21 protein-coding genes and 1 pseudogene are annotated in these 20,073 nt (G+C 65.1%); 11 read left to right on the top strand and 11 right to left on the bottom strand.

Annotated elements, in window-relative coordinates; translation table 11 throughout:
* Nucleotides 1–46 precede the first annotated feature (46 nt).
* Nucleotides 47–310 carry a hypothetical protein gene (locus BLIN9172_RS16230; RefSeq protein WP_145997988.1) on the top strand — a complete coding sequence of 88 codons (264 nt, stop codon included), beginning with the start codon at nt 47–49 and terminating at the stop codon, nt 308–310.
* Nucleotides 311–339: 29 nt separating this feature from the next.
* Nucleotides 340–633 carry a hypothetical protein gene (locus tag BLIN9172_RS16225; protein WP_145997987.1) on the top strand — a complete coding sequence of 98 codons (294 nt, stop codon included), beginning with the start codon at nt 340–342 and terminating at the stop codon, nt 631–633.
* A gap of 406 nt (nt 634–1,039) precedes the next feature.
* Here the strand turns inward: BLIN9172_RS16225 and BLIN9172_RS16220 are convergent, their stop codons facing one another.
* Nucleotides 1,040–1,966: a GTP pyrophosphokinase gene (locus BLIN9172_RS16220; RefSeq protein ID WP_101555975.1), complete on the bottom strand. Its 927-nt coding sequence runs from the start codon at nt 1,964–1,966 to the stop codon at nt 1,040–1,042.
* Between the two features lie 231 nt (nt 1,967–2,197).
* Nucleotides 2,198–3,616 (bottom strand): FAD-dependent oxidoreductase, encoded by a 1,419-nt coding sequence (locus tag BLIN9172_RS16215; protein WP_101555974.1) that lies wholly within the window; start codon nt 3,614–3,616, stop codon nt 2,198–2,200.
* A gap of 180 nt (nt 3,617–3,796) precedes the next feature.
* Between BLIN9172_RS16215 and rarD the strand changes: the two genes are divergently transcribed.
* The 4 genes from rarD (at nt 3,797) to BLIN9172_RS16195 (ending at nt 6,971) form a co-directional block, all read left to right on the top strand.
* Nucleotides 3,797–4,708, top strand: coding sequence for an EamA family transporter RarD (gene rarD / locus BLIN9172_RS16210; protein ID WP_101555973.1), 912 nt, complete (start codon nt 3,797–3,799; stop codon nt 4,706–4,708).
* Nucleotides 4,709–4,908: 200 nt separating this feature from the next.
* Nucleotides 4,909–5,310 carry a GntR family transcriptional regulator gene (locus BLIN9172_RS16205; RefSeq protein ID WP_180956986.1) on the top strand — a complete coding sequence of 134 codons (402 nt, stop codon included), beginning with the start codon at nt 4,909–4,911 and terminating at the stop codon, nt 5,308–5,310.
* A 3-nt stretch (nt 5,311–5,313) separates the two neighbouring features.
* A complete protein-coding gene (locus BLIN9172_RS16200; RefSeq protein ID WP_101555972.1) occupies nt 5,314–6,231 on the top strand; it encodes an ABC transporter ATP-binding protein in 918 nt (305 codons plus the stop codon).
* A complete protein-coding gene (locus BLIN9172_RS16195; RefSeq protein WP_101555971.1) occupies nt 6,228–6,971 on the top strand; it encodes a hypothetical protein in 744 nt (247 codons plus the stop codon). Before BLIN9172_RS16200 ends, BLIN9172_RS16195 begins: the two co-directional genes overlap by 4 nt.
* Before the next feature lie 57 nt (nt 6,972–7,028).
* Here BLIN9172_RS16195 and BLIN9172_RS16190 read toward each other — a convergent pair whose 3' ends face one another.
* The 4 genes from BLIN9172_RS16190 to BLIN9172_RS16175 all read right to left on the bottom strand — a co-directional run bounded on the left by BLIN9172_RS16190 (nt 7,029) and on the right by BLIN9172_RS16175 (nt 10,643).
* Nucleotides 7,029–7,436: a hypothetical protein gene (locus tag BLIN9172_RS16190; protein WP_180956985.1), complete on the bottom strand. Its 408-nt coding sequence runs from the start codon at nt 7,434–7,436 to the stop codon at nt 7,029–7,031.
* A gap of 69 nt (nt 7,437–7,505) precedes the next feature.
* Complete coding sequence (locus BLIN9172_RS16185) at nt 7,506–8,516, bottom strand: polyprenyl synthetase family protein (RefSeq protein WP_101555970.1); 1,011 nt, start codon at nt 8,514–8,516, stop codon at nt 7,506–7,508.
* Between the two features lie 94 nt (nt 8,517–8,610).
* Nucleotides 8,611–9,912 (bottom strand): geranylgeranyl reductase family protein, encoded by a 1,302-nt coding sequence (locus BLIN9172_RS16180; protein WP_101555969.1) that lies wholly within the window; start codon nt 9,910–9,912, stop codon nt 8,611–8,613.
* 2 nt (nt 9,913–9,914) lie between these two features.
* A complete protein-coding gene (locus tag BLIN9172_RS16175) occupies nt 9,915–10,643 on the bottom strand; it encodes a demethylmenaquinone methyltransferase (protein ID WP_101555987.1) in 729 nt (242 codons plus the stop codon).
* Nucleotides 10,644–10,725: 82 nt separating this feature from the next.
* Between BLIN9172_RS16175 and BLIN9172_RS16170 the strand changes: the two genes are divergently transcribed.
* On the top strand, nt 10,726–12,090 hold the full coding sequence (locus BLIN9172_RS16170) for an isochorismate synthase (protein WP_101555968.1): 1,365 nt from the start codon (nt 10,726–10,728) through the stop codon (nt 12,088–12,090).
* A gap of 111 nt (nt 12,091–12,201) precedes the next feature.
* On the opposite strand, the gene BLIN9172_RS16165 is transcribed toward BLIN9172_RS16170, so the two are convergent.
* The 3 genes from BLIN9172_RS16165 to menD form a co-directional block, all read right to left on the bottom strand.
* Nucleotides 12,202–12,456: a Txe/YoeB family addiction module toxin gene (locus BLIN9172_RS16165; protein ID WP_101555967.1), complete on the bottom strand. Its 255-nt coding sequence runs from the start codon at nt 12,454–12,456 to the stop codon at nt 12,202–12,204.
* Complete coding sequence (locus BLIN9172_RS16160) at nt 12,457–12,717, bottom strand: type II toxin-antitoxin system Phd/YefM family antitoxin (protein ID WP_101555966.1); 261 nt, start codon at nt 12,715–12,717, stop codon at nt 12,457–12,459.
* 109 nt (nt 12,718–12,826) lie between these two features.
* A complete protein-coding gene (menD, locus tag BLIN9172_RS16155; protein ID WP_240812202.1) occupies nt 12,827–14,593 on the bottom strand; it encodes a 2-succinyl-5-enolpyruvyl-6-hydroxy-3-cyclohexene-1-carboxylic-acid synthase in 1,767 nt (588 codons plus the stop codon).
* Between the two features lie 59 nt (nt 14,594–14,652).
* Here menD and BLIN9172_RS16150 point away from each other — a divergent pair, with 59 nt between their 5' ends.
* Nucleotides 14,653–16,269: an alpha/beta hydrolase gene (locus BLIN9172_RS16150; protein WP_240812203.1), complete on the top strand. Its 1,617-nt coding sequence runs from the start codon at nt 14,653–14,655 to the stop codon at nt 16,267–16,269.
* A gap of 15 nt (nt 16,270–16,284) precedes the next feature.
* Nucleotides 16,285–16,995 (top strand): hypothetical protein, encoded by a 711-nt coding sequence (locus BLIN9172_RS18240; protein WP_164742777.1) that lies wholly within the window; start codon nt 16,285–16,287, stop codon nt 16,993–16,995.
* A 52-nt stretch (nt 16,996–17,047) separates the two neighbouring features.
* On the opposite strand, the gene BLIN9172_RS16140 is transcribed toward BLIN9172_RS18240, so the two are convergent.
* A complete protein-coding gene (locus BLIN9172_RS16140) occupies nt 17,048–18,208 on the bottom strand; it encodes an o-succinylbenzoate synthase (protein ID WP_101555965.1) in 1,161 nt (386 codons plus the stop codon).
* A 111-nt stretch (nt 18,209–18,319) separates the two neighbouring features.
* On the opposite strand from BLIN9172_RS16140, the gene BLIN9172_RS16135 reads away from it, so the two are divergent.
* Nucleotides 18,320–19,240 (top strand): 1,4-dihydroxy-2-naphthoyl-CoA synthase, encoded by a 921-nt coding sequence (locus tag BLIN9172_RS16135; RefSeq protein ID WP_101555964.1) that lies wholly within the window; start codon nt 18,320–18,322, stop codon nt 19,238–19,240.
* Between the two features lie 34 nt (nt 19,241–19,274).
* Here the strand turns inward: BLIN9172_RS16135 and BLIN9172_RS16130 are convergent, their stop codons facing one another.
* A complete protein-coding gene (locus BLIN9172_RS16130) occupies nt 19,275–19,646 on the bottom strand; it encodes a tyrosine-type recombinase/integrase (protein WP_101555963.1) in 372 nt (123 codons plus the stop codon).
* 49 nt (nt 19,647–19,695) lie between these two features.
* Here BLIN9172_RS16130 and BLIN9172_RS16125 point away from each other — a divergent pair.
* A pseudogene (locus BLIN9172_RS16125) lies at nt 19,696–19,956 on the top strand (transposase); the annotation flags it as partial.
* Between the last annotated feature and the right edge of the window lie 117 nt (nt 19,957–20,073).

Raw genomic sequence — 20,073 nt, 5'->3', positions numbered from 1 at the left:
CTCGGAGATCGCCAAGCTCATGAACCGCAGTGGAGACACTGAGGCCGTGAGCTTGGCGTCTGCCTACATCGACGTGGTGTGGAGCATGGCTCACGAGTACACGCGAGGCCGCGGCTTCAGCGCAGACGGAGAGCAGGCAGCACCGTCGATCTGCTCAGCGGTGAAGCTCGCAGCCATTCGGATCACCGTCAATCCGACTCAGACGAAACGCTTCCAGGTGGGCGAATACCAGGAGACGCCGAGCGTGTTCGACGGGTTCAACCTCGCCGAGCTCGCAGTCCTCAACACCTACCGGATCCGAGCCAAGTGATGATCGGGCTCACTCAGACGGTTCAGCTTGTGATCGCCGAGAAGGTCACCGTCCGCGGTGTCGTGACCGCCGATTGGAAGAATGCGACGCTCGTCGACGTCAAGGCTCACGTCTACTACGAATCGACCGGCGTGACTCAGGGGTCCGGGCCGGGACTGACGTTCACCAAGGAGCTGACAGCCCTCATGGAGGTCGTCGACTTCGAGATGGGGTTCACTCGCATCCGCTGGGAGGACCACGACTACACTCCCGGTCCGCCTGAGCTGCGTTACCGATACGATAAGCCGATTTTCCAGGCCGTGAAGCTCCAAGGACGTGCCTGAGAAGTGATCTCGAGAGGCGGGTCTGTCAATGCGCGGTTCAGGCCCGTCTCTCGTCATTTGAGGTAGAATGGGAGTGTCCTTCTGAAGAGGACTCTTCTGTTCGAGCCGAACCCCCGCCGCACCTATCCAGGTTGTCGCGGGGGTTTCGCTTTGCCCGATGTCCGCAAATTGTCCGCAAAAAGTCCACGAAACACCATATTCGGTCAATCATCCACAGCCATGCCGAACCTCACGATCCGCGAGTATTCAACGATCACAACAAGAATCAGCATCTGCCGTTCATGGATCCTCGGTTCACGAACTACCGCTGATTGCCAGCGCACCACACCGGCCCGATCCGCGCTGCTGAGTGCGGACCGGGCCGGTGTCGTATTCGCCCGTAACGCTGTGACCCGCAAGAGGCCGGTCAGTGTTCGGGGAGTTCGAGCGGGATGTAGTACAGACCCTTCGAGTCCTCTTCGACGCTGGCCCGGAGGCGATCGCCGAGGTGGATGAAATCATTGACCTTGATGGTGCCCTTCTGGCCGCTGAGGCGACGGATGGCGAAGGCGGGGATGAGGCCCTGGCGTCCCGAGCCGTCGACGGCGAGCGCGTATTTCGGGCCGGTCGCGCGGACCCGGACATCGATTCCCGTGTCCTGTTCCCGCAGTTCGTCGAGTTCGACGACGGGTTCCGGATTCGTCAGCGCGGTGAGCTCGACGGCGAGGGTATCGGCCATGTCATCGACGGTCGCGAGCATGTTCGCCATGGCACGGGCGAATTCGCCGTGGAGCTTGCTCGGCTTCATCGCAGCGCCGGGTTTGTACATGTCCTCATGGGTCAGTTCGCTCCAGGCGTCCTGGAGCCGGGTCTTGACCTGAATCTCGGCGAAGACGGGCGGCCCTTGGTCAGACGGGATGCGCAGGATGACGTGGCACGCACGGTAGCCGCTGGCCTTCGGCGGGTCCGTGTAGTCTTTCCACTCGATGAGTTCGAACGCGCCAAGCTGATCGGGATCGCGCAGCGCGGCGAACATCATCGACTGATCACGCGGTGATTTGCACAGCACCTTGACGCCGACGATGTCGCGGATCTGGTCTTCGACATCCTCGGCGGAGGTGATCGTCAGATCTGGATCGTCGTCGGTCTTCTCCGTCAGCTTCGCCAGGGTCCGTGCCGCGTCCTTGATCCGATGACCATCGACGTCGAGGCGGGAGATGTCCTTGTCCTTGAGCAGGCCCTTCTGCTGTTCGGTCAGCCAGTGTTTGATCCGCACCGCCGCCGTCTGCCAGGCGTTGAGCCGTTCGACATAGGCACGTTCGACGATCGTTTTGAGCTGCGATTCGTTTCTCACGCGGTCTCCCCTGCCGGCCTTCAGCGCAATGGTCCACGCTCGCTGGTGCGACTTGGTGTGCGCTGGCGTGGTCTGGACGTCTCCGACTCTACGCGGTGGAAGCATCAGGCACCGGCAGCGACTCGTCCACCCGTTGCAACGGGGAGAGAAGCCACTGACGGTGCCTGCTGGTGTCCGAAGTGGAGGAGATGACACTAACGAGAGGGCAACGCACTGACGGTGCGGGATGCCTCAGCTGCCGGCGGACGGTTGACCGACGGATTCGGCGGTGACGTGTCCGCGCGCCTCGGCGAGCATCGCCTCACGGGTGGCGAGCTTGATCCGCTCACGTCCCTCGACCTCGCCGGCAGCCTTCTCAGCGGACTCGACGCGGTGGTAGCCCTCCCAATCGGCGTAGTCGACGCCCTTGGATTCGAGGAGTTCGATGATGGCCGATTCGTCCGGGTACACCGGATCGGTGAGCGCACCGGCGGCACGGTCGTCGAGGATGTGGCCGATGGTCTCGAGCGCATCGCCCTTCGTGTGGCCGATGAGGCCGACGGGTCCGCGCTTGATCCACCCGGTGGTGTAGACGCCCTGAACGACGTCGGCGTCGGCGGCCGTGGTCTGATCGTCGGAGTCGACGACGCGACCCTCGTGGTTCGGGATCACACGCTTGCGATCGTCGAAAGGCAGCTGCGGCAGTCGCGTGCCCGCGTAACCGACGGCCCGGTAAACGGCGTCGAGCTCCCAATCATGGAAGCTTCCGGTGCCGTTGACTCCGCCGTTCCCGTCGAGTTCCATCCGCTCCGTGCGCAGCGCCGTCACCTGGTCCTCGCCGAGGATGGCGACCGGTGCGTGCAGGAAGTGCAGGTGGAGGCGGCGCTTGGCTCCGGTGGGTTCGCGCATGGTGAAGTCCGTGAGGGTCTTCGCGACCTGTTTGGTCTGGTTGCTCGACTCGATCGCCTGCATCGACCCTTCATCGAACTCGAAGTCCTCGGGGTAGACGATGAGGTCGACGTCCTTGACGGCGCCGAGCTCACGCAGCTCCAGCGGAGTGAACTTCGCCTGGGCGGGTCCGCGGCGGCCGAAGATGTGGACGTCGGTGACCTTCGAGGACTTCAGCCCCTCATACACGTGGTCGGGGATCTCCGTGGTGTGCATATCGTCGGCCTGCTTCGCCAGCACACGGGCGACGTCGAGGGCGACATTGCCGTTGCCGATGACGGCGACGCGCTCGGCATCCAGCGGCCAGGACTGCGAGACGTCGGGGTGCGAGTCGTACCAGTTGACGAAGTCCGCGGCGCCGTAGGATCCGGGCAGATCGATGCCGGGCAGATCAAGGGCGGCATCGACGAAGCAGCCGGTGGAGAAGATCACCGCATCATAGCGGTCGGTGAGCTCTTCGAGGTGGAGGTCGACTCCGTACTCGACGTTGGAGAACAGGCGGATGTCGCCTCGGTCGAGGACCTTGATCAGGGCGTTGATGATGCCCTTGATCCGCGGGTGGTCGGGGGCGACTCCGTAGCGGACGAGTCCGAAGGGAGTCGGCAGACGGTCGAAGAGATCGATGCTCAGATCGAAATCACGCTCCGCCTTCGTCATGAGATCGGCCGCGTAGATCCCAGCAGGACCGGCGCCGACGATGGCCACCCGGAAGGGACGAGTCATTCTCACACCTCTCTTTTCAGTCCCACCGAGTCTATCGTCAATGTAGGTCATCCTTACAATGACGTGACCAAACTCGCATCACCGCCGTTCGACCGGCCAGACGACAGCCCTCCACCTGGCCTCGTCTCACCGCGGCCCGGACGTCTCCCCCGGCAACCCGCCCTCATTAGACTGAAGCTTGTGAGCCAGAACCCTGCCCCCGATGAGAGCGCAATCCGCCGTGCCGGCCTGATCAACGGATTCTCCGCCTACCTGCTGTGGGGTGTGATGCCGCTGCTCTTCGCCGCCGCGGCCCCCACCGGCGCCCTCGAACTCGTCTCCCACCGAGTCATCTGGTCGCTGGGCTTCTGCGCCATCCTCCTCGTCTTCACCGGCGGATTCCTCCGCACCTGGCAGATTCTGCGCTCACCGCGGCTCTTCGGCCTCCTGCTTCTGGCATCCGTACTCATCGCCATCAACTGGACGACATTCATCTACGGGGTCGAAACCAACCAACTCGTCGAGATCTCCCTGGGCTACTACCTCAACCCGCTCATCTCCATCGGCCTCGGCGTCATCTTCCTCGGCGAGAAGCTGCGCCCCCTGCAGTGGACTGCCGTGGGCTTCGGCCTGCTCGCCGTCATCATCGTCGGCATCGGCCTCGGCCGCGTCCCCTATCTCGCATTCACCGTCGCCCTGTCGTTCGGACTCTACGGACTGGTGAAGAACAAGGTCGGCTCCCGTGTGGGCGCCGTCGAAGGCATGGCCGTCGAAAGCCTCGTCCTCGCCGTGCCTTCGGCGATCTACCTCATCGTCCTCGGCTCGCTGGGACTGCAGACGTTCACCGGTTTCGGCGGCTGGCACGTCTTCGTCATCATCATCACCGGCCCGGCCACCGCGATCCCGCTCATCCTCTTCAGCGCCGCCGCCCGCCGCATCCCCCTGTCCTGGGTGGGCATGCTCCAATACCTCACCCCGACCATCCAATTCACCCTCGGCGTCACGGTGCTCGGGGAGATGATGTCGACGACTCGTTGGATCGGCTTCTTCGTCATCTGGATCGCCGTGATCCTGCTGTGCACGGACATGATCCGCCACAGCCGACGCCGCTGACCGGGAACGAAACCCCCGGCACCTCCCTATTACTACCTGACGGCGGCTGAGCAACCTCGCGCGAGGTTGCTCAGCCGCCGTCAGGTAGTAGTTGGGGTAAGGGCCAGGATTGCCCGCTCGGATCGCCTTCGACCCTTGACACCACTCTCGGAACCATGGTTCATTAGTTAAGTAACTAACCAACTCACATGGAGCCGAATGTGATCGACGACGCCAAACCCCTGTTCACTCAGATCGCAGAGAAGGTCGAGGACTCGATCCTCAACGGCACCTTGCCCGAACTTTCCCGAGCACCATCGACGAACGCGCTCGCAAGCTTCTACTCCATCAATCCGGCCACCGCAGCCAAAGGCATCAACCGGCTCGTCGACAAGGGCGTGTTGGAGAAGCGGCGCGGCATCGGGATGTTCGTCACCGAGGGAGCCCGCGCTCTGCTCATCAACGAACACCGCACCGAATTCTCCGAGAACTTCATCAGCCCCCTGCTGAGCGAGGCCAACCGCCTCGGCCTCGGTGCGAAGGACGTGATCGCGCTCATCGAAGAGCGCTCCCACGAACTCCGCCTGACCACCGCACTTGACCCGACCGAAGCGAAGGGATGACTCATGAACTCCGTCATCGAGGTCCGCCACCTCACCAAGACGTTCAAACACACCACCGCACTCAACGACATCAGCCTCACCATCGACGAGGATTCGATCTACGGACTCCTCGGCCGCAACGGCGCGGGCAAGACGACACTGATGTCGATCCTCACCGCCCAGAACTTCCCCACCAGCGGGGAGGTCGAAGTCTTCGGTGAGAACCCGTACGAGAACGCCCGGGTGCTGGGCCGCATGTGCTTCGTCCGCGAAAGCCAGAAGTATCCGGACGACTCGAATGCCCGGCACGCCCTGAGCAACGCCCGACTGCTCTTCCCGCACTGGGACCACGACTTCGCCGAGGAGCTCATCGACGACTTCCAACTACCGCTGAAGACGCCGATCAAGAAGCTCTCCCGCGGCCAGCAGTCGGCCGTCGGCGTCATCATCGGCCTGGCCTCCCGCGCCGAGATCACCTTCTTCGACGAGCCCTACCTCGGCTTCGACGCCGTCGCCCGGCAGACCTTCTACGACCGGCTCATCGCCGACTACGCAGAGCATCCGCGCACCATCGTGCTCTCAAGCCACCTCATCGACGAAGTTGCCGACCTCATTGAGAACGTCATCGTCATCGACCGCGGCAGCATCATCATGGACGAGACCACCGAGGAGGTCCGCAACCGTGCGGTCAACATCGTCGGCGACGCCGATGCGATCAACCGCCTCGCTGCCGGCCGTGAGGTCATCCACCGCGAATTCCTCGGTCGAGTCGCCTCGGTGACGATGCTCGGCCACCTCAGCAATGCCGATCGCGAACTCATCGCCGAGGCCAACCTCGATCTCACTCCCGTCTCCCTCCAGCAGCTCATCGTCCGCAGCACACAGGCAGACGCCTCGGACCATCCGAGAGCCGAGAACGACATCAGGAGCCTCCAGTCATGACCGCCGCACTCGACCACCCGCCCCAGACACCAGCCGCCCGACCGAAGAACCGCACACTGGGAGTCGTCCGCCTCCAGTTCACGAATACGCAGACCTTCGTCTGGGTACCCGTCCTCGTCCTCGGCGGGGTGTGGCTGATCACTCTCGTCATCTACTGGATCATCTCCTCATCGGAAGCGGACGGCCCGATGTACAGCGGAGGGTCACAGGCACCGCTGTGGTACTTCGCCGTCGTCGGTGCCCAGGCGATGAATCTCACGTTCTACTTCTCACAGGCCATGAGCCTTACCCGCCGGGAGTTCTACCTCGGCTCCCTGATCGCGGCCGCATTCAGCGCCGTGGGGATCTCGGCCGTCTTCGTCGCGCTCGGAGTCATCGAACAGGCCACCGACGGCTACGGCATGGGCGGCTACTTCGCCTATCTGCCGTGGGTGTGGGAGCACGGCCCCTTCGCCGCCGGGCTCATCTACTTCGTACTCACGATGCTGTGGTTCGTCCTCGGCTTCTGGTTTGCGATCGTCAAGCAGCGCTTCGGCTCGCTCATTCTGACCGTCGCACTCATCGTCATCGGCATCGTGCTGCTCGCCGGAGCCGCATGGGTGAGCATCAGTCGGGGCTGGGGCGAGGTGTGGATGTGGCTGGCGCAGGCGGAGGCGCTCGGACTGGCACTGTGGGCGCTTGGGCTGACCGTGGTCTTCGGGGCCGGGTCCTATCTCACCCTCCGCCGTCTGACGACGTAGTCAGCTCGATCGGGGCCAAAAGTCACCGTCACCGAGGCGGTCCCACCGTGCCGTGGCTCAGCTGAGCAGGGCCAGCGCTCCCCCGGCCAGTACCGCGGCGACCGCGACGGTCGCACCCATTGCTGCCGCCGTCTTCCACCCCATCGCCTTGCCGACCATGACCATCGACGGAATGCTCAGCGCCGGCAGCGCGATGAGCAGGGCCTTCCACACGGCGGTGAAGTACACCAACGTGAACTCCCACGCACCGGACAGCCACACCGAATCCCCGGCGGCGTCGAAGAGCGGCGAGCCCTCCCACAGCGAGGTCTGGCTCAGGGCCAGAGTCTTGTCCCAGTACGGCAGCCATTTCGACCAGCTCAAGCCGACGACGAGCAGCAATGCGAGCACGCCGAGTCCGACCCAGTCGGCCGCGCTGAGTCTCTGCGGGGGCCGAACTGGTGCCGAAGCCGAGGTGTGCATCATCGCGGTATGCCCTTTGTGCCTGTGCCGTAACGGCCGAGAAACTGATCAGAAGCCGGTCGGAAGAAGGTTTCAGGAGGTGCGGGCGACGACGGAGTAGGCGAAGGCGAACAGCGAGTCCTTGACACGCCCCTCCGGCAACGGGACCAGAGCCGCCTTGGCCGCATCGGCCCAGCGCAATGCTTCTGCTCGGGCCTTCTCGGTCACAGGATGGGCCGCCAGCGCAGCACGAGCGGCTTCCAAAGCGTCATCGGAGGTCAGATCCGCGTCGAGGAGGTCGACCACCTCGGCGGCGGCGGCATCGCCCTCAGCGGCAGCGGCCCTCACGTAGAGCACGGGCAGGGTGGGCACGCGTTCACGCAGATCCGTGCCCGGGGTCTTGCCCGACTCGGAGGATGTCGTGGTCAGGTCGATGATGTCATCGGCGAGCTGGAAGGCCACACCGACGCGTTCGCCGAAGACCCGGACGGGTTCGGCCAGCGTCTCATCGGCTCCGGAGAACATGACGCCGAAGCGCGCCGAGGTCGCGATGAGCGATCCGGTCTTGTCGGCGAGCACCTGGATGTAGTGCTCGATCTCGTCGGCGTCCTCCGGCGGGCCGGCGAATTCGTTGAGCTGACCGAGAACGAGACGCTCGAATGTCTCCGCTTGGATGCGCACGGCTTCGGGGCCGAGGTTCGCGGTGACGCCGGAGGCCTTGGAGAAGAGCAGATCGCCGGTGAGGATCGCCACCGAATTGCCCCACACCTCGTGGGCGGCCGGTGCTCCGCGCCGCACGGGCGCGTCGTCCATGACGTCGTCATGGTACAGCGATGCGAGATGGATGAGTTCGACCGCGACGGCCGCGTCGATGATGTCGTCGTTGTTCGCATCGCCGAGGCGGGCGGTGAGCAGCACCAGGTTCGGACGGGCGCGTTTTCCGCCGGCGGCCAGCAGATGCTTCGATGTCTCATCGGGCAGTCTCCGTGTCTGTTCGGTGACCTCGTAGAGACGGGCCTCCACGGTTTCCAACTGGGTCGAGATCTCTGCCGCGAGCTGGGCGTCGTCACCGGTGAAGGTGGCCGGAGAGGCTAGGTGGCTCATGTCCTCGTCATTCGTCGTAGTCGTTCTCGGCATGCCGTTGTCACAGCCCTTGCGCTCAGAGTTCTTCACTGTGGTCTCACCGTGGTCCGTGCGCTCAGACATTGCTGGTGGCCGGGACGATTCGGGTCAGGGCGGAGATCACCCTGTCGATGAGATCGGCCTCGGAGACCTTCGGGTCGCGGTAGAGGTTCGCCAACAATTTGACGACGAACTCCATCACAACGTCAACACCCATACCGTACTTGATTCCGAACTGCATGAGCGCAGGATGGCCGATGATCGAGGCGAAAACCCGGCCCAGGGTGAAGTATCCGCCCAGGGAGTCCCCCAGCAGCGACGGGTACTCCTCGAGACGACGCCGCATCAGGGCCTGCGGGTAACGGGAGTAGGTGGAGATCACCTCGGCGGCGATGCGTGCTGATTCCAGGGCGTAATCGATGCCTTCACCATTGAACGGATTGACCATTCCGCCCGAGTCACCGACGAGCAGCAGACCGCGGTGGAAGTGCGGTGTGCGGTTGAAGGCCATCGGCAGGGCCGCGGACTTGATCGGCCCCAGGGACGTGGTTTCGTCGATGCCCCACTCGTGCCCCATGTCAGCGATCCACCGGTTCATCATTCCGCGCAGATCCACGGACTTGAACTGCGGTGAGGAGTCGAGCAGTCCGGCACCGATGTTCACGGTGCCGTCGCCGAGGGGGAAGATCCACCCGTATCCGGGCAGGGTCTCGGATTCCCCGGCCGCATTCGTCGACCGCATCTCCACCCAGGATTCGATGTAGTCATCGGCGTGCCGCGGCGTCGTGTGATAGGCGCGGGCGGCGATTCCCATCGGGCGATCGTCGCGCTTCTCCAGTCCCATCGAGACGGCCAGCCGGGAGGAGACTCCGTCTGCGGCTATGACGATCGGTGCCCGGAAGTGGGCTTCGGGCCCGACTCGGCGACCACGGTGATCGGTGCCGGAGGCGTGGATGCCGCGGATCCACCCGTCCTCGCCGACGTCCGGCGACATGGCGCGAACCTGTTCGAAGAGCCGTGCCCCGCTGCGCTGAGCGTGGCGGGCGAAGGCTTCGTCCATGCTCATGCGCGGGCGGGTCACCCCATAGTTCGGAGTGCCGTCGATATCGGGCCAGTCGAGTTCGAGACGGTGGCCGCCGCCGATGAGTCGCAGGCCCTTGTTCCTGTGCCACCCATCGGCTTCCGGCAGCTCCATTCCGAGGTAGCCGGCCTCTTTGACCGCACGCGGGGTCAGCGCGTCGCCGCAGATCTTGTCGCGCGGGAAACCGGACTTCTCCAGGATGATGACCTCGTGCCCGGCCTGGGCGAGGTAGGCGCCGATCGCAGAGCCGGCCGGGCCGGCACCGACGACGACGACTTCGGCATCGAACTCATTCATCGTCAAGGCTGGGCCGGCTCCGCGGTGTCGGCCGCCTCGGCGGGTTTGAGAGCGTGGTGGACGGCGACGATTCCGCCGGTGAGATTGCGGTACTTCACCTGGTCGAAGCCGGCGTCGAGGATCTGGTGGGCGAAGGCGTCCTGGTTCGGCCATTCACGGATCGACTCGGCGAGGTAGACATAGGCTTCCGGGTTCGAGGACACGGCACGGGCCAAGGGCGGCAGGGCTCTCATCAAGTACTCCTTGTACACGAGGCTGAAAGCGTCGAGTGTCGGAGTGGAGAATTCGCAGATGACGAGGCGTCCGCCGGGTTTGAGCACGCGCAGCATCTCGGTCAGAGCCTGATCGACGTCGTTGACGTTGCGGATGCCGAAGGAGATCGTGACGACGTCGAAGCTCGAATCGGCGAAGGGCAGGTCCATCGCATCGGCGTAGATGAAGTCGATCTGCGGGTGCCGGCGGCGGCCCTCGGCGAGCATACCGGTGGAGATGTCCCCGGCCACCACTTCGGCGCCGTGGTGGGTGAACGTCATCGAAGAGGTGCCGGTGCCGGCCGCCAGATCGAGCACGCGCTCACCGGGTCCGGCGGCCACGGAATGGGCGACGGTGCGCCTCCAGACGCGGGCGAGTCCGAAGGACAGGACGTCGTTCGTCAGGTCGTATCGGGAGGCGACATCATCGAACATCGACGCGACGTCGGCGGGCTGTTTGTCCAGCTTGGCACGGTTCATGAGCATATTCTCTCAACACCTCAACCGGGAGGGCGAATCCGGATGTCTGACAGGGTTGATACTGAACTAGACTCGAGGCGACATGACTTTGACTTTCGGCACTTCCGACATCCTCTCCGCTCCTCCGCGTCTGCGCGTGCGGTCCCGTTTCGTCGACGACGTCGATCCCGGGCCCGGCTTCCCCTTCGAGTCGGGTCTGCCCACGACCGTGGAGCAGACGCTCGAGCTGCTGCCGACCGACGGTTTCTCCTGTTGGGTCCGAGACACCTCCGGTCTCATCGGCTTCGGCCGCACCCTGCGCATCCGTGCTCGCGGCCCCAAGAGGTTCACCGAGCTCTCGGATGCGTGGAAGGCCATCGTCGAGGCGGCCCAGATCGAGGATGAGGTCGATCTGCTCGGATCCGGGCTCATGTGCTTTGCCACGGTCGCGTATTCGGGCGAATCTGAGGTCGATTCGATCATCCACGTCCCCGAGTTCGTTCTCGGCCGCCGCGGCGGTCGCGTGTGGCTGACCTCGATCTCGACGGCCGAGGTGGCGCCGCTGCCTCCGGTGCTGCAGGCCGAACCGCTGCAGCGGGTGCAGTCGGCCCGTGCCGAAGCCGGGCACCTCGGTCCCGAGAAGTGGGCTCGGCTCGTCGAGCAGGTCGCCGGCATGCTCACCCCGATCGACACCTCCGCAGAAGTGGATGCATTTGCGGAGGATCCGACTCTGCGTAAGATCGTCCTCGCCCGCGACGAGGTCGTCACCACCGATGAGGACATCGACGTGCGTGCGGTGCTCGGCGCACTCAACCGCAGCTACCCGAGCTGCTGGACCTTCGACATCGCCGGTCTCATCGGGTCGACCCCGGAACTGCTCATCGGGGTCGAGAACGGCAGAGTCACCTCACGTGTGCTCGCCGGGACCTACCGAGTGGAGAAAGACCCGATGGAGGAGATGCCTGCGGCCCGGAGGCTGCTGAGCGCGCACAAGGACAGCACCGAGCATGCCTTCGCCATCGCCTCGCTGCAGCGCAGCCTCGGTTCGGTCGCCGAGGATGTCACCGTCGATGAGCGCCCCCACCTGCTGCCCTTGGCCAATGTCATCCATTCGGCGTCGGACGCGCAGGCGAACCTGTCCCCCGAGTCCGGACTCACCGCCCTCGACGTCGCCGCAGCGGTCCACCCGACCGCGGCCGTCGGCGGGTACCCGCAGGCGAGCGCGGTGGCGCATGTCGATGAGCTCGAACCCCTCGACCGCGGCCGTTACTCCGGTCCCGTCGGGTGGATGGACGCGCGCGGCAACGGCCAGTTCGGCATCGCACTGCGCTGCGGTCAGCTCGAGGACCGCAATCGGATCCGGCTGTATGCCGGGGCCGGAATCATGCCGGATTCGGATCCCGCCACCGAGGTGGCCGAGACGGATGCGAAGCTCAAGCCGATGCGCCGTGCGCTCGGTTTGGATTGACGGTACCGATCGTCATCGGAACTCCCCGACGTTGTCCCGCGCCCACTCGGCGAAGGTGAGCGTCGGGCAGCCCACGAGGCGGGCCGTGTGCCCACACGGAAGGCCATTGACTCAGCAGTGGTAGCGGGCCTGAAGAATCACGAGGTCGTCGTCGACGACGAGATAGACCAGTCGGTGCTCATCGGTGATGCGCCGCGACCACGAGCCCTGGGCTCCGTACTTCAGCTGTTCGGGCTTGCCGATCCCCGAGAACGGTTCACGCAGGCAGGCGTCGATGAGCGTATTGATGCGCTTCAGTATCTTCCGATCGGCAGTCTGCCAGTGTTTGCAGTCCTCCCAGGCCGCCTCGTCCCAGACCAGACGCACTCAGGCTTCCTCATCCGCGCGATCAAGGTCGTGGAACTCGACCTTCCCGCCGCGGGCACGGTCATAGGCATCGAGCAGACGGCGCGCGTTGGCCGGCGACCGGAACAGGTAGGCAGTCTCCTGCCATGCAGCGTAATCGTCAGCCGACATCAGGACAGCATTGCCCCTGCGAGAGACGATCTCGACGGCATCACGGTCTTCATTCACTCGCTCAATGAGCGGGAACAAGGTCTTGCGAGCCTCGCTTGCGCTGATGGACATGATGACGACCTCCGCCTTCGAACGAGTGGTACATGTTTATGGTACCACCAACCGCAATGATCGGTCACAGGAACTACCCAGCGATAATCCCTCATAAAGCTGCGCGGGCTCAGTCGAGTCGGACTTCGATGATGCGACGAGCGCCGGCGGTGGTCGCGCTGCGATCGTCGGCGGCGCCGAGGCCCTCGTCCATGGCATGGTCGAAGCTCACCAGGTCGCTGACTCGCATGTACTCCCAGCCGTAGGCCGCGGCGAGCTCGGCGAATCCGCGACCGTGGGGAACCGTGAAATAGCGCTCCAGGAAACCGTCGAGGTGGGGCTGCGAGTGCTCGAGGCCTGCGAAGATCGCTCCCCCATCGTCGTTGAGCACGACGATCGTCACGTCACCGGCATCCTCGGCGCTCGGGCTGAGCAGGCCTCCGACATCGTGGAGCATGGCGATATCACCGATGAGGAGGACGACCGGTTCGCCCAACCCCAGCGACAGCCCCGTCGCCGTGGAGACGAGCCCGTCGATCCCGGCGAGTCCGCGTGAGGCGTGGATGCGGGCGCGGATGTCGGTGGCGTCGCTGAGGTAGCGCACCGAATTCGAGCTGGCCACGAAGAGCGTGAGGTCCTGCGCGGCCAGCCGCTCGGTGATCGTCCGTGCCGTGGCTTGGAATTCCTTCGCCGAGGCGGCGCCGGAGGTCTCGGCCGCGGTCGGTTCCACGCGGCATACCGCGGCCCGCTCTGCTCGTGCGGCTGCCAAGAGGGACGTCCCGGCATCGATCCAAGTGCGCACCCAGGTCGGCCCCGAGGCGGCGATCCCCTGCGCCTCTCCCGCGGCCGTCAGCACTTCGGCCCTCTCGTCGTGGACGGTCAGATCGAACGCATCGATGGCGTCGGGAACGCGCTGCACAGTCACGGATTCGTCGGCCAGCAGTGCCGCCACGGGCCTGGTCAGGGTCGGCTTTCCGTGGACGATGACGGTGCGGATACTCTCGCGCAGCTCGGGGTGATCGCTGAGCACGCGGGCATGGGCAGGCACGATGGTCGACGGTTCGGCCGCTCCGGCGGCCGACGGGTCAGCAGTGGTGCGAGCCAGCGGGCTCGATGGTTCGGCAAGCACCGGAAGATGCTGGTCGGCGGCGAGCGCATGCAGAGATTCGGCCGGATACCCGCCGGCGTCCCCGGCGACGAGGACGGTCCCGTCGGTGATGGTGACTCCGAGGTGCGCACGGGACTCAGACACGGTCGCCCTCGCACGTCGCCCTGCGTCGTTCGCAGCCAGCGCGCCGATCTCGTCCGTCCACGCGTTCAGCTCCCCCGGGGTGGGAACCACGGGGGTGTCGAACTGCACATTGAACTGGACGGGGCCGGCCGCCTCGGTGACGGTGTCCTTGTGAGATCCCAGTGCCGCAGCCACGGCCTCCGACACGGATCGGGCGACCGCCTCGGCGCTGTCCCCGGCCGGGATATCGAAACGGGCACGGACGTCGCTGAGCACCTGTGACTGGTCGTCGATGGTCTGGTTGGCTCCGGTACGGCGCAGCCGCGCGGGGCGATCCGCGGTGAGCGCGAGCAGCGGCAGATGCCCGTACGAGGCTTCGAGGACGGCAGGGTGGAGGTTGGCCACGGCCGATCCGGACGTCGTCACGACCGCCACGGCGGACTCGCTGCCGCGCGCACGCAGACCCCGGGCCAGACCGAGGACGAGGAAGGCGGCATCGCGCTCATCGACGCGCACATGAGTCCGGATGAGCCCCGCCTCGTTCAGCGGCGCCAGGGCATAGACCAAGGGCGCGGACCGTGAACCGGGGGCGAGGACGACATCACTGACACCGGCGTGGACCAGGCTTCGGGCAATCTGCTGCGCCACCGCGCTCGAATTCGACATCACCTGATATTCAACCACCTGACCCCCTGTGGTTCACCTCTGCCCTCTAACCTCGAGAAATGCGCCGCTCGTTGATCATCGCGATGGGAGCACGTGCCATCCGCACGCTGACCGCGGCTCGCGCACAGCGCGGACGGTATCCCGCCCTCGACCAGAACAGTGCCTTCCTCGGCCCGGAACCCCGCGGCAAAGACGCCCGGAAATGGCACATCCGCGACAAACGCAAACTCTCGCCGAGGCTGCGCGAATTCTTCATCTACTCCCCCGCTCTCGGCCGCACTGTCGGAGTCCGTGTGCTGCTGCCGGGCATCCCCGCCGAGGTCAGCCCTGTCATCCACCTGTTCCACGGCGGCGGAGACGACTTCCGGTCATGGACGGACTTCGGGTCCGCCGAGGAGCTCACACTCGATTCCCCCTACCTCGTCGTCATGCCCGACGGCGGGGCCGGAACGTATTCTCGGCTGGCCGTGGGCAGCGAGGTCCACGATTGGCCGCGCTTCCACACCGAGGAGATCCCCGAGTTCCTCGACGCCACCTATTCCGTGGACTTCACCCCGGAGAACCAGCTGCTCGCCGGACTGTCGATGGGCGGGTACGGCGCAATGAAGTACGCCGCCTGGCATCCCGACCGCTACGGTGCCGCGGCCGCCTTCTCCTCACCCCTGGACCCGCTGTCAACGGTGCCGGCCTTCGACATCATCGCCATGCGCGAGGGTGCGCGGTCGATGACGCTCTTCGGCGACCCCGTGGCCGATCGCAGCGAATGGCTGGCGAACTCCCCGTACGCTGTGGCCGAGAACCTCCGCGGCCTCGACCTGTGGTTCAGCGCCGGCTCCGGCAGCCTCGAAGGGGCGAAGGATCGCGACCTGTTGGAGTCGATGATCAGCTCGCAGGGCGAGCGCTTCTCTGCCCGTCTCAACTCCCTCGGCATCCGCCATTCCTGGTTTCCGCGCACCAGCGGCCTGCACAACTGGACCAGCTGGGAACGGGAACTCGGGGCGTGGCTGAAGACCCTCGCCAAGCGGCGCAACTATGCGAGTTCGGATCGCCGTCGGACAGATCGCGTGGCCGATGGCGGACAGTTCACCTTCCTCACCGGTCATGCCCTCTTCGACATCCACGGGTGGCGGGTGGAGATCTCCCGTCGTCGCGCGCAAGTGGTGCGCTTCGATGCCGTCAGCGCCGCCGGCTTCTCTCTGACCGGGACCGGCAGCTTCCGTGTGCGCACTCCCGGTCTCTTCGATCCCGGCCGCCGCTACGACATCAGCGTGTCCGGTCCCAGCGGGGACAATGCCTATCAGCAGAAGGCCGACAAGAAAGGGCGGCTGACATTCACCGGTCGCCTGGCCGCGGCCATGCACGATCCGATCATCCCCGGAAAGCGCACCGCTCACTTCGCCACGCTGGGACAGGACGAGGTGACCACGGTGAGGATCGCCTCGGCGCCGGTCGACGCGGCAGCCGACTGCAGGCACAGCTCGGCTGAGGTCGACAGGGCGACGGCCGATGACCGACACGCAGCTGCGTCCGGGGTCGACAGCGCGGCGGCCGTCGATGGCGAACGATCCACAGCCGATGTTCCAGATCCGTCACAGACTGAAACCGCGGACGATCCCACTGGCGTTTATATTGAGAGCGGTCGCGAATCGACGGCCGCTGGTTCTTCAGAACGCTGACTCGAGAGGTCAACCATGAAACGCATACTCCCAGCCATCGCTCTTTTCGCCGGACTTTCCCTCGTCGGGTGCACGGGTGGAGGAGACAAGCCGGACCAGGCTGACGGCGGCGGTGACTCCTCGCAGGCGGCAGCCGAAGAGACCCCGCAGGCAAGCAAACTCGATGAGGCGAAGCTCAAGGAGATCCTTGAGTCGACCAAGGCCGAGGGTCAGTCGTTCAAGGCCGTCGACGGTGCCGGCGATTCCTCCAGCGAGGCAGTCAAGGCCCTGGAGAGTTCTGAGTTCGAACCGGCCAAGTGCAAAGACATCACCATGAACCTCCTCAACGCCAACCTCGCTTCCAAAGGCACCACGGTCGCTGGAACCTCCACCGACAACATCCTCTCCGCGGCACTGTCGAGCTATGACGATCTGGACGGCGCACAGACCCAGATCGAGGGCGCCTCGAAGATCGCAGAAGAATGCAGCGATGTGAAGATCAAGACCGCCGGCGTCGAGATGTCGATGAAGTACAAGACCTTCGACGCCAAGGTCGACGGGGCAGACGAGACCAATGGAATCGTCGCCTCCGTCGAGGCCGGCGGACAGACAGCCATGAACCTGCGCATGGTCTACGCCCTCGTTGGCAACAACGTCGTGGCCGTTTCCAATATCGCCGATGTCGAAGAGGCCACCGTGACGAAGGCCGCGGACACGTTCGTCAAGGCGGTGAAGAAAGCCGGCTGACCCGGTTCACCCGCGAGCCGATTCAGGCGGAATCAGTTCAATCAGAATCGACTCAACCGCGCAGAGCGCTCCAGCAGCTCTGGAGCCGGTCGGCCCACCATGCGAATCGTCCCGGATCCACCGCCAGCTGCTGCAGGCGGTGAAGGTCCGGGACGATTCGCGTGACCGGGATGGCGCCGTCGACCGGAGTCAGGGCCTCGTCCTCGGCGACGACGTCGGCGGTGAAGAGGCGCCCGGTGCCCAGACCGCAGGCCACCCGATCACCGAGGATGTCCAGGCTGCGGTCGGTGCGAGGCAGTCTGGCGGCGAGTTCGGCTCCGGCGGCCAGGCCGACGGATGACTCGAGAGCCGAGGACACGACGGCGGGCAGGCCCGAGGCGCCGATGACGTCGAGGGCGGCGCCGATCCCGCCCAGCGGTTGGACCTTGACGATGATGACTTCGGCGGCTCCGAGTTCGGCCACGCGCAGCGGGTCCTCGGCTTTGCGGATGGATTCGTCGGCGGCGATGACGATCGGCTGTCCTCTTCGGGCGAGCTCATCGCGCAGTTCGGCCAGCTGCTCGACCTCGGGCACCGGCTGTTCGAAGTATTGGAGGTCGAACTCGGCAAATGCCTCACAAGCTTGAAGGGCCTCGCTGAGCGTGTATCCGGCATTCGCGTCCAGGCGCAGCGTCGTCTCGGGGCAGAGCCTGCGGAATTCCCGCAGGCGTGTCAGATCCTCGTCGAGGGAGGCGAATCCGTGCTCGGCGACCTTCGCCTTGACGGTGCCGACCCGGTCATAGCGCGACAGGATCGGTGCGACCTGATCGGGTGGACAGGCGGGCAGGGTGCCGTTGACGTCGACGGTCTCACCGCTCGTCCCCGCCTCCGCCACGGCCGGACTGGAACCGCGCACGGGAACGGTGGAGGGGGCCGCCTCGGCGAGGGCGGTTGTCTGCGGGATCAGCCCGGAGAATTCGAGGGAGGCGCGCAGCCACCGGCTGGCCTCCTCGGTGCCGTATTCGACGAAAGGGGAGAACTCCGCCCACCCGGTAGGGCCGGTGAACAGCGCCACTTCCCGCTCCGTGATCCCCCGGAACCGGGTGACCATCGGCAACCGCACCACATGCAGGTCCTCGATGACCTCATCGAAGCGTTGCGGCAGATCAAGAGGTGCGGCAGCCGGAGCCTCTGAGTCCAGTGCGCCAGTGTGCGAACGTGCGAAATCGGCCATGAGCCCAGACTAACCCCGCCGCCCCGGCCAACGCTGCCTGCCGTTCGGAACCTCACCGTCCGCCGCCCGGCCCCGGACCGCACCACAACGACCAAGCGCTAGGCTGGGGCCATGACGGTTTCTGAAATCTTCGACCCTTCTGCCTGGCGCGAAGTCTCCGGGTTCGACTTCACCGATATCACCTACCACCGGGCCATCGACCCTGCCACCGGCAACGACATCGGCTGCGTGCGCATCGCCTTCGACCGTCCAGAGGTCCGCAATGCCTTCCGCCCGCACACCGTCGACGAGCTCTACCGCGCTCTCGACCATGCCCGCCAGACCTCCGACGTCGGCGCCGTGCTGCTCACCGGCGACGGCCCGAGCGAGAAGGACGGCGGTTGGGCCTTCTGCTCCGGCGGCGATCAGCGCATCCGCGGCCGCTCCGGCTACCAGTACGCCTCCGGTGAGACCCGTGAGAGCGTCGATCCGGCTCGTGCCGGCCGCCTGCACATCCTCGAGGTCCAGCGCCTCATCCGCACCATGCCCAAGGTCGTCATCGCCGTCGTCCCCGGCTGGGCAGCCGGCGGAGGCCACAGCCTCCACGTCGTCTGCGATATGACGATCGCCTCACGCGAACACGCGAAGTTCAAGCAGACCGATGCCGATGTCGGCTCCTACGACGCCGGCTACGGTTCCGCCTACCTGGCGAAGATGGTCGGGCAGAAGAAGGCCCGTGAGATCTTCTTTTTGGGCCGCACCTACTCCGCGCAGGAGATGGCCGATATGGGAGCCGTCAATGAAGTCGTCGACCATGGCGATCTCGAGACCGCGGCCCTCCAGATGGCGCGGGAGATCCTGGGCAAGTCACCGAACGCGCAGCGCATGCTCAAGTTCGCCTTCAATCTCGTCGACGACGGGCTCGTCGGCCAGCAGGTCTTCGCCGGAGAAGCCACCCGACTAGGCTATTTGACCGACGAGGCGGTCGAAGGCCGCGACGCGTTCCTCGAAAAGCGCGATCCCGACTGGTCGCCTTTCCCCTGGTACTACTAAGAACAGGTCAAAGCCACTGGTCAGAGCCGAATTTTCAAGGTCGAGTCCGCCGAGAGTCCGCAATATCGGCCGAAGTGGACTCCATGAGGTTAGCCGCGGCGCTCCGTGTTCGATCCTCGGCCTTCGGCCACAGGTGAGCGTAGGTATTGAGCGTCGTGCTGGCCGACTCGTGGCCGAGTGCACGCTGGACCGTCACCACGTCGCACCCCGCGGCAATCAGCCCCGAGGCATAGAAATGTCGCAGGTCGTGTAGACGGACTTCGGTGAGTCCAGCTGACTTCCTAGTAGCCCGCCACCGCCAGATCACAGCATTGTCGTAGAGAGGACCTTCACGATATGGAAAGAGCCACCTCGTAGGATCGTCGCCTGGTGCATGCTTGGCCACATGTTGGGCTAGGGCATGCACTAGGGCGTGTCTCCTTTATTGACCATTCCAGGACTGGCACGGTGGAGACGTGACTACACAGCAACGACACCGAGTCTTCACTGATGAGCAGTGGGAGAAGATCGAACCACTTCTGCCCTCAAACGTCGGCAAAAGAGCCCGACCGTTTGAGAACAACCGGCGAATCGTCGAAGGAATCGTCTACCGCTACCGCGCTGGCATCGCCTGGCGTGACCTGCCGCGCGAGCATTTCGGGCCGTGGCAGACAGTATGGAAACGTCACCGCCGCTACGCCGCCGACGGCACCTGGGACCGAGTCTTAGCCTTGATCCACCGATTCGCTTGATGGCAAGGGGCTCACTCGGATTCGAGTGCGAACGCGGTGCGAGGGCAGGAAGTAGTGTCCCGGTCTCTCACCGGTCTCTTCCACATAGATGATTCCCCGGGG

It is taken from the genome of Brevibacterium linens ATCC 9172, assembly GCF_900169165.1.
GTDB classification, from domain to species: domain Bacteria; phylum Actinomycetota; class Actinomycetes; order Actinomycetales; family Brevibacteriaceae; genus Brevibacterium; species Brevibacterium linens.
The sequence above is the reverse complement of the archived record's forward strand: the minus strand, read 5'-3'. Positions and strand labels throughout refer to the sequence as shown.

Bases quoted from the DNA above. Each gene is read 5' to 3' on its own strand.
- BLIN9172_RS16160 (WP_101555966.1), bottom strand. From the start codon at position 12,717: ATGTCCATCAGCGCAAGCGAGGCTCGCAAGACCTTGTTCCCGCTCATT.
- BLIN9172_RS16150 (WP_240812203.1), top strand. From the start codon at position 14,653: ATGCGCCGCTCGTTGATCATCGCGATGGGAGCACGTGCCATCCGCACG.
- BLIN9172_RS16215 (WP_101555974.1), bottom strand. From the start codon at position 3,616: ATGACTCGTCCCTTCCGGGTGGCCATCGTCGGCGCCGGTCCTGCTGGG.
- BLIN9172_RS16190 (WP_180956985.1), bottom strand. From the start codon at position 7,436: ATGATGCACACCTCGGCTTCGGCACCAGTTCGGCCCCCGCAGAGACTC.
- BLIN9172_RS16195 (WP_101555971.1), top strand. From the start codon at position 6,228: ATGACCGCCGCACTCGACCACCCGCCCCAGACACCAGCCGCCCGACCG.
- BLIN9172_RS16135 (WP_101555964.1), top strand. From the start codon at position 18,320: ATGACGGTTTCTGAAATCTTCGACCCTTCTGCCTGGCGCGAAGTCTCC.
- BLIN9172_RS16180 (WP_101555969.1), bottom strand. From the start codon at position 9,912: ATGAATGAGTTCGATGCCGAAGTCGTCGTCGTCGGTGCCGGCCCGGCC.
- BLIN9172_RS16200 (WP_101555972.1), top strand. From the start codon at position 5,314: ATGAACTCCGTCATCGAGGTCCGCCACCTCACCAAGACGTTCAAACAC.
- BLIN9172_RS16175 (WP_101555987.1), bottom strand. From the start codon at position 10,643: ATGAACCGTGCCAAGCTGGACAAACAGCCCGCCGACGTCGCGTCGATG.
- BLIN9172_RS16170 (WP_101555968.1), top strand. From the start codon at position 10,726: ATGACTTTGACTTTCGGCACTTCCGACATCCTCTCCGCTCCTCCGCGT.
- BLIN9172_RS16185 (WP_101555970.1), bottom strand. From the start codon at position 8,516: ATGAGCCACCTAGCCTCTCCGGCCACCTTCACCGGTGACGACGCCCAG.
- BLIN9172_RS16140 (WP_101555965.1), bottom strand. From the start codon at position 18,208: ATGGCCGATTTCGCACGTTCGCACACTGGCGCACTGGACTCAGAGGCT.
- menD (WP_240812202.1), bottom strand. From the start codon at position 14,593: ATGTCGAATTCGAGCGCGGTGGCGCAGCAGATTGCCCGAAGCCTGGTC.
- BLIN9172_RS18240 (WP_164742777.1), top strand. From the start codon at position 16,285: ATGAAACGCATACTCCCAGCCATCGCTCTTTTCGCCGGACTTTCCCTC.